The organism is Spirosoma sp. (assembly GCF_048594605.1).
Lineage (GTDB): Bacteria > Bacteroidota > Bacteroidia > Cytophagales > Spirosomataceae > Spirosoma.
The window spans coordinates 1-7,467 of record NZ_JBMDWV010000137.1; the positions used below are offsets into that span (position 1 = coordinate 1).

Below are 7,467 nucleotides of genomic sequence, written 5' to 3' on the forward strand. Positions count from 1 at the left end.
CAGGCAAAACCATTACAATTGATTATGAAGGCACAGAAGCTCTTAATAAGGTTACCGATGCGCCATTAGGTCTTTATATGGTTTATTACGGCAAGGATGGTAAAGAGGAAAACATCGTGCAGATAGCCGATTACACCATTCGGCCGTTCACCCGAAAAGAACAGATACTACGTGGCAAAGCGGATCTGATGCCGTTGCCAACTCCCCAAAATACGTATCAGGATAATCTGGCGGTTTCTCTCCTCCCCTCCGACCAACTTCTGAGAATTATTCCATCGCCCATTAAAATCACTACCGGCAAAGGCGCCTTAACGCTGGACCCGTCGCTGGCGATCTACACGGACAAAACCCTCGAAAGCGAAGCCCGATTTCTGACGCAGAAGCTTAAGTCCCTGACGGGCAAAGAATTTCAGACCACCTATGGCGCTTCGACGGCAAAAGGAATTTCACTGAGAATAGGAAACGTAGCGACGAATGGCATAACGAAGGAAGCGTATCAGCTACGTATCGACGACAACGGCATAAGCATCACTGGAAGCGATGCTGCGGGTGTATTTTATGGTATACAAAGCTTGTTGGCGCTGGTTCCGGCTCAGTCGTATCTGGATCCGTCCATTCCTGTTCAGCTGAGCTATATGCAGGTTGAGGATGCGCCCCGCTTCCCATTCCGAAGTATGCATTTCGATGTGAGCCGGAACTTCCAGACGAAAGAAACCATCCTTCGCATTCTCGATCTGCTGGCGTTTTACAAAATCAACCACTTCCTGTTTTACACCACCGAGGACGAAGGCTGGCGTATTGAAATTGACGGACTTCCCGAACTCACGCAGGTAGGCGCTCAGCGCGAACACACGTCAGGGAAAGAAACGCCCGTACTGCATCCGGCTTACGGCTCTGGTCCGAAGGCGTACGACAAAGGCAAATATGGCAGTGGATTTTACACCAGAGCAGATTTTATCGAAATTCTGAAATACGCGAAAGAACGGCATATCAAGGTAATTCCTGAATTGAATTTTCCGGGGCACGCCCGAGCCGCCATCAAAGCAATGGAAGCCCGTTACCAACGGCTCATGAAGGAAGGCAAGGAGCAGGAAGCCAACGAATACCGCCTGATCGACCCCAACGATAAATCGGTCTATCTGTCGGCACAAGGTTATACCGACAACGTAGTGAGTGTGGGCCGCGAATCAACGTATCATTTCTACGAAAAAGTGGTCGACGAACTCACGAAAATGTATGAAGAAGCAGGCGTTCCGATGGACGTAATGCATGCCGGTGGCGATGAAGTTCCCGAAGGCGTCTGGACCAAATCGCCGGAAGCGGCCAAACTGCTCGCAGAGAACCCGACCATCAAAGACCCCAAAAATTTGCAAACCTATTTCTTCGGGAAACTTCTGCAACGACTCGAAAAACGAAAACTGGAAGTACACGGCTGGGAAGAAGTAGCGCTGAACAAAACGCCCGACGGGAAATACATACCAAATCCTGAATTTGTAGGACGTAACGTAGTGCCGTACGTCTGGAACAATCTGTTCGATCTCGATCTGGGCAATCGGCTGGCCAATGCGGGTTATCCGGTGGTGCTGTGCAACGTATCGAATTTCTATTTTGACATGGCTTACAACAACGATCCGCTGGAGCCGGGTCTGTACTGGGCGGGTTACGTCGATACGTGGCATAACTGGGCGTTTGCACCGTTCGACATGTTCAAAACGACGTTCAAAACGGCCATGGGAAAACCGCTGAATTTTGCGGGCTTAGAAAAGATGAAACCCGAAGCTCGCAAAAATATCCGGGGCGTGGAATCACAGCTCTGGAGCGAAACGGTAAAAGGTCGCGACATGGCCGAATACGACATTCTGCCGAAACTGTTGGGTTTTGCCGAAAGTGCCTGGGCCGCCGAACGTCCGTGGGAAACCATCGAGAACAAGCAGGCGCGGGAAAAATCCATGCGTCAGGGCTGGAACGTATTTGCCAATACGTTGGCGCAAAAAGAACTGCCCCGACTGTCTCGACTAAATGGTGGCTATAATTACCGAATACCAACACCGGGAGCCGTTATCAGCAAGGATACCCTGAAAGCTAACGTAGCGTTACCGGGTCTGGTGATTCGGTACACAACTAACGGTTCGGAACCGACAGCGCAATCAACACAATACCTGAATCCGGTTAAAGTAACTGGCACCGTAAAACTGAGAAGTTTCGATGCGTCAGGTCGGTCGAGTCGGTCGGTGGCTGTTACGCCTTAATCTATTCTATTAAAAAGTTTTTTCAATTATGACAATCGGGATTGACTTAGGAGGTACAAACGTGCGGGCGGGGTTGGTGGAACATGACGTTATTACGCATCAGGTCAATCGGGTGCTTCAACAAAAAGAATCGCTTTCTGCTACGTTGGCGCAGCTGATTGCGCTCATCAAACCGCTCACTGAGCGTGCCGTTAGCGGTATCGGGATTGGGGTTCCGTCAGTCGTCGATATCGAACGGGGCGTTGTTTATAACGTAGCCAATATTCCGTCTTGGGAAGAAGTAGCTTTACGGGATATTCTGGAAGACGAATTCAACCTACCGGTTTTTATTAACAACGACGTAAATTGTTTTGCGCTCGGCGAACATCGGTTTGGTATGGCCAAAGGTTATAGTTCGGCGGTCGGCATGGCTATCGGTACGGGACTCGGCTCGGGCGTTATTATTGACAATCAGTTGTACGTAGGCAGCAATTGCGGTGCTGGCGAAATTGGCTTATTGCCGTATCTCGACAAAAACATCGAATCCTACGCGTCCACTCATTTCTTTCAGGAAATTCATGGCACAACGGCGCTGGAAACGCATCAGGCGGCCCGCCTGGGCGGCAAACAGGCGCTGAAACTCTGGGATGAGTTTGGTAACCATTTCGGTAATGCCGTGAAGGCCGTGCTTTACACCTACGATCCGGAGGTGATTGTATTAGGCGGTTCCATTGCCAAAGCCTATCCGTTTTTTAAGGCCTCCATGCAGGAAAGTATGGCCGACTTTGCCTATCCCGTCACGCTGCGTCGACTGAAGATTTTTCAGTCGCAGAATGAGAACATTGCTTTGCTGGGAGCGGCTGCGCTGGTGCGGCAACTGGTGTAAGTTTGCGAACCCAACTGAATAAAAACTAACTGGTTATGAAAAAAATCTTCATTTTATTACTCTGTACAACTGCTTCTCTTCGCGCTACTGCGCAAACCGCTAAACATACTACGTTGCCGCAGCCCAAGCTGGTTGTCGGCATTGTTGTCGATCAGATGCGGTACGATTATCTTTATCGATTTTATGATAAGTATGGGGAAGGTGGTTTCAAACGTATGTTGAACCAGGGGTTTAATTGCCGAAACAATCATTACCATTACTCGCATACCGTAACGGCTGCGGGTCATGCAGCCGTGTATACGGGCTCCATACCCGCTATTAACGGCATTGTGGGTAATGAATGGTACGATCCATTTGCCCAGAAAGGCGTCTATTGTGTTGAAGACAGCTCGGTAAAAACGGTGGGCAGCACCAATCCGAGCGTCGGGCGAATGTCGCCTAAGAATCTGCTGGTCAGTACGGTTACCGATCAGCTACGTATCGCTACGCAGTTTCGGTCCAAAACCATCGGCGTTGCCATTAAAGATCGGGGGTCTATTTTGCCCGCTGGTCATGCCGCAACGGGCGCCTATTGGTATGATTCAAAAACGGGCAACTGGGTAACCAGTACGTTTTACACCCAGGAATTGCCCAAGTGGGTGGTTGATTTCAACGCCCGAAAATTGCCATCTCAGTACGCCAAGCAAGGCTGGAAAACGCTATTGCCCATTAACGAATACGTTGAAAGCACTACCGACGATCAGCCTTATGAAGCTAAATTGTTAGGAGCCACCAAACCTGTTTTCCCATATGAAGTAGTCGGTCAGGCTGGAAACGCTTTCGATGCGGTTGCGTCGACGCCCTGGGGAAACACCATGACCAAAGACATGGCGATTGCAGCTATTAAAGGGGAAAATCTTGGCAAAGGAACCGCGCCCGATTTTCTGGCGATCAGTTTCTCCACGCCCGACCGGATCGGTCATGCTTTTGGCCCCAACTCAATAGAAGAAGAGGACATTTATTTACGGCTGGATCTGGAATTTGCCGACCTCTTCTCGTTTCTGGATAGCTGGACCGGCAAAGGCAACTATACGGTTTTCTTAACGGCCGATCATGGCGTAATGGATATTCCGGGATTCTGGCAGCAACATCATTTACCGGCCGGACTTATCAATTCGTCTACCTTGTCTGGTACGATAAAAACAGCGCTGACTAATGCTTTCGGTGATGGGAACTACGTAGTGGCCAGCGAGAATGATCAACTCTACCTGAACCGACCACTTTTGGCTCAGAAAAAGATTACAATTGACGCGGTTTGTGCCGTTGTTCGGGAAGCGTTGCTGCCCATGCCGGGAATTGCGGATGTTTTTAATCTACGGAGTCTGGCAACGGCCAATCTGAACAGCTATCTGCTAGACCGCTACAAAAACATGATTCACGCCAAACGTAGCGGTGATATTCAACTGGTTACGGAGCCGGGCTGGATTCATAGCGGAGGCACCGGCACAACGCATGGCTCCCCTTATCAGTACGATACGCATGTTCCGTTTGTGTTGTATGGCTGGGGCGTTGCAAAAGGCGAAACGCTACGTTACACAACCATTGCAGACATTGCTCCTACGATTGCTTCGCTTCTGCACATTTTGCCGCCCAGCGGCTCGATCGGAAACGCCGTTCAGGAAGCGCTTAAGTAAGTTATCAAGAATAGATCATTCAGCCGGTTGATTGTATGACCCCGCCGGGGTCATACAATCAACCGGCCGCTATTCTGCTAGATCAATTACTGAATACCTGATACGTAGTATTTTAAAAAAAGTTGCCTATGAAACGTAATGTACTGATTGTCGGGCTGATCATGCTCATCTTTTTCGTCATTTCGTTCCTGACCAATATTCTGGGTCCCATCATCCCCGATCTGGTCGACAGCTTCAAGCTAAGTATCGGCCTGGCGGGTTTCCTGCCGTTTGCTTTTTTTGTGGCCTATAGCGTCTCCATTCCATCAGGGCTTCTGGTCGAGAAATTTCGGGAGAAACCTGTACTGATCAGTGCATTCGTACTGGCTTTTGCTGGCTCGCTGCTCTTTGCGTTACTGCCTACGTTTTCGGTCGCACTGATTTCACTTTTTTCCATTGGCGTGGGCATGGCCATGTTGCAGGTAGCCATTAACCCATTGCTACGTGTTGCGGGTGGCGAAGAACATTTTGCGTTCAATTCTGTACTGGCTCAGCTTTTTTCGGGAGCCGCTTCTTTTTTTAGCCCGCTGTTGTACAGCTATTTCGTCCAGACAATTCATACCAACAATACCTCCTTGCCGATACGTCTGCTTAATCAGGTCGTGCCGATTCATTTTGAGTGGGTATCGTTGTACTGGGTCTTTGCGCTGACGACACTGCTAATGATTGTTGTGGTAGCAGTAATCAGGTTTCCGATCGTTACGTTGAAAGAAGACGAAAAAATAGAAGTCGGCAGCGCCTTTACAGACTTACTACGTAACAAAACTGTTCTGCTCTTTTTCGCCGGTATTTTCGCGTATGTCGGTACTGAACAGGGAATTGCCAACTGGATTTCCAAGTTTCTGCAACTTTATCACGGCGTTGATCCGGCAACAACGGGCGCTACGGTGGTTGCGTATTTTTGGGGCTTAATGACCGTCGGTTGCGTGCTGGGATTAGTTCTGCTGAAAATTACCGACAGTCGCAACGTACTGATGCTGTTTACCATCGGAGCCATTATTTGCCTACTGTCAGGCCTTTTCGGACCAAAGCAATGGGCGCTGTACGCCTTGCCGGGAACGGGCTTCTTTGCGTCGGTCATGTGGTCGATAATTTTCTCGCTGGGGCTCAATTCGGTACCGCAGCATCACGGCACATTTTCGGGTATCCTATGTACGGGAATTGTGGGTGGTGCGCTGGTGCCGCTCATTATTGGCGGCCTGGCTGAACTAGCAGGATTGCGCCTGGCCATGCTGGTTATGCTTGTTACGCTGGGGTATATTTTCAGCATCGGTCTTTGGGCCAAACCACTCGTTACGAACGCAACGATAAAAATCAATCATTGAATGATCGAATTGTAGAATGATTGAATAAATAATTTGCGAAACCATTCAATTACTCGATCATTTAACAATTTCACCCCATGCACAAAATCAGTCTGCTTATCGACTTTGCCGAAGACTACAGCCGGAGCCTGTTGAAAGGCATCACCAAATACGCCCGCGAACATGGTCCCTGGGTGTTTTGCCAGATGCCGCTTTTTCACCGCGAAACCCTGGGCGTAGACGGTATTCTGAACTGGGCGAAGGATTGGGAAGCCGACGGAATTATCGGCCAGTTGTATAATGATAGTAGCGTCGAGAAAATCGTTCGGGCGGGAATTCCAGTTATTGCGCAGGACTTTAAAGAGCGATTTACTGAGATTCCAAACATCACCGGCGCCCACGTAGCAACTGGCGCAATGGCGGCAGATTACTTTCTGAAAAAAGGCTTCCGGCAATTCGCATTTTATGGTTTCAAACACATCGTTTGGTCGCGCGAGCGGGCAGAAGGGTTCGACGAGCGCGTTTCCCGGTCAGGTTGTACGGTACATTATTTCGAACATGAGGAGTATAGTTCGAGCGATCTGTGGTATTACAAACCTAGTTCACTCAGTAAGTGGCTCGCTTCGTTGCCTAAGCCTATAGCGATCCTGGCCTGCGATGACCGGATGGGATTGCACATAACGGAGGCTTGTCGGCATTCGGGAATACGGATTCCGGAGGAAGTGGCCGTGCTGGGCGTCGACAATGACGAAATGCTCTGCGAACTGTCGGACCCACCCCTTTCCAGCATCATACAGGATGCCGAAAAAGGCGGCTATGATGCAGCCCGGTTGCTCGACCAATTGATACGTAACGGTAGCGACGGTTTTTATGATATTGTGGTCGAACCAATTCAGGTGGTTACCCGCCAATCGACCGACATCTACGCTACGCACGATGAGTATATTGCCTCATCGCTGAAGTATATTCACCAGAACATCGACAAAAACCTACAGGTCGATGAAGTGGTCAGGCAGGTTCCGTTGTCGAGACGATCGCTGGAAATGCGGTTTCAGCAGGTCATTGGATATCCGATCTACAAATACATCCAGAATCTGCGCATGGAAAAATTTTCGAAAAAACTGCTGGAAACCGACCTGACTATTTTTGAAATCGCGATGGATCTGGGCCTCAACGATACTAAAAACATTGCCCGCCAGTTCAAGCAGGTCAAAGGTTGCACACCGCTGGAGTATCGGCACCGGTATCTGGCGGGGAAGTAAATGGAGTGAGCGCGTGAAGTCGGACCGTCGTGGGGGGGGGGGGGGGTGTGATACAGAGGTGGTTATGGGAAGACT

The 7,467-nt window shown here is 49.6% G+C and carries 5 protein-coding genes; all 5 read left to right on the forward strand.

Annotation, left to right across the window (positions count from 1 at the left end; all coding sequences use genetic code 11):
• On the forward strand, positions 1–2,249 hold a 2,249-nt coding region (locus ACOJS8_RS08915; RefSeq protein ID WP_420148190.1), incomplete at its 5' end, for a beta-N-acetylhexosaminidase.
• 28 nt (positions 2,250–2,277) lie between these two features.
• Positions 2,278–3,114 carry an ROK family protein gene (locus ACOJS8_RS08920; protein WP_420148191.1) on the forward strand — a complete coding sequence of 279 codons (837 nt, stop codon included), beginning with the start codon at positions 2,278–2,280 and terminating at the stop codon, positions 3,112–3,114.
• Between the two features lie 35 nt (positions 3,115–3,149).
• The gene (pafA, locus tag ACOJS8_RS08925) at positions 3,150–4,787 is read left to right on the forward strand and encodes an alkaline phosphatase PafA (protein WP_420148192.1); all 1,638 of its coding nucleotides are present in this window, start codon (positions 3,150–3,152) and stop codon (positions 4,785–4,787) included.
• A 128-nt stretch (positions 4,788–4,915) separates the two neighbouring features.
• Positions 4,916–6,151 (forward strand): MFS transporter, encoded by a 1,236-nt coding sequence (locus ACOJS8_RS08930; protein WP_420148193.1) that lies wholly within the window; start codon positions 4,916–4,918, stop codon positions 6,149–6,151.
• Between the two features lie 77 nt (positions 6,152–6,228).
• The gene (locus ACOJS8_RS08935; RefSeq protein ID WP_420148194.1) at positions 6,229–7,392 is read left to right on the forward strand and encodes a substrate-binding domain-containing protein; all 1,164 of its coding nucleotides are present in this window, start codon (positions 6,229–6,231) and stop codon (positions 7,390–7,392) included.
• The last annotated feature ends 75 nt before the right edge of the window (positions 7,393–7,467 follow it).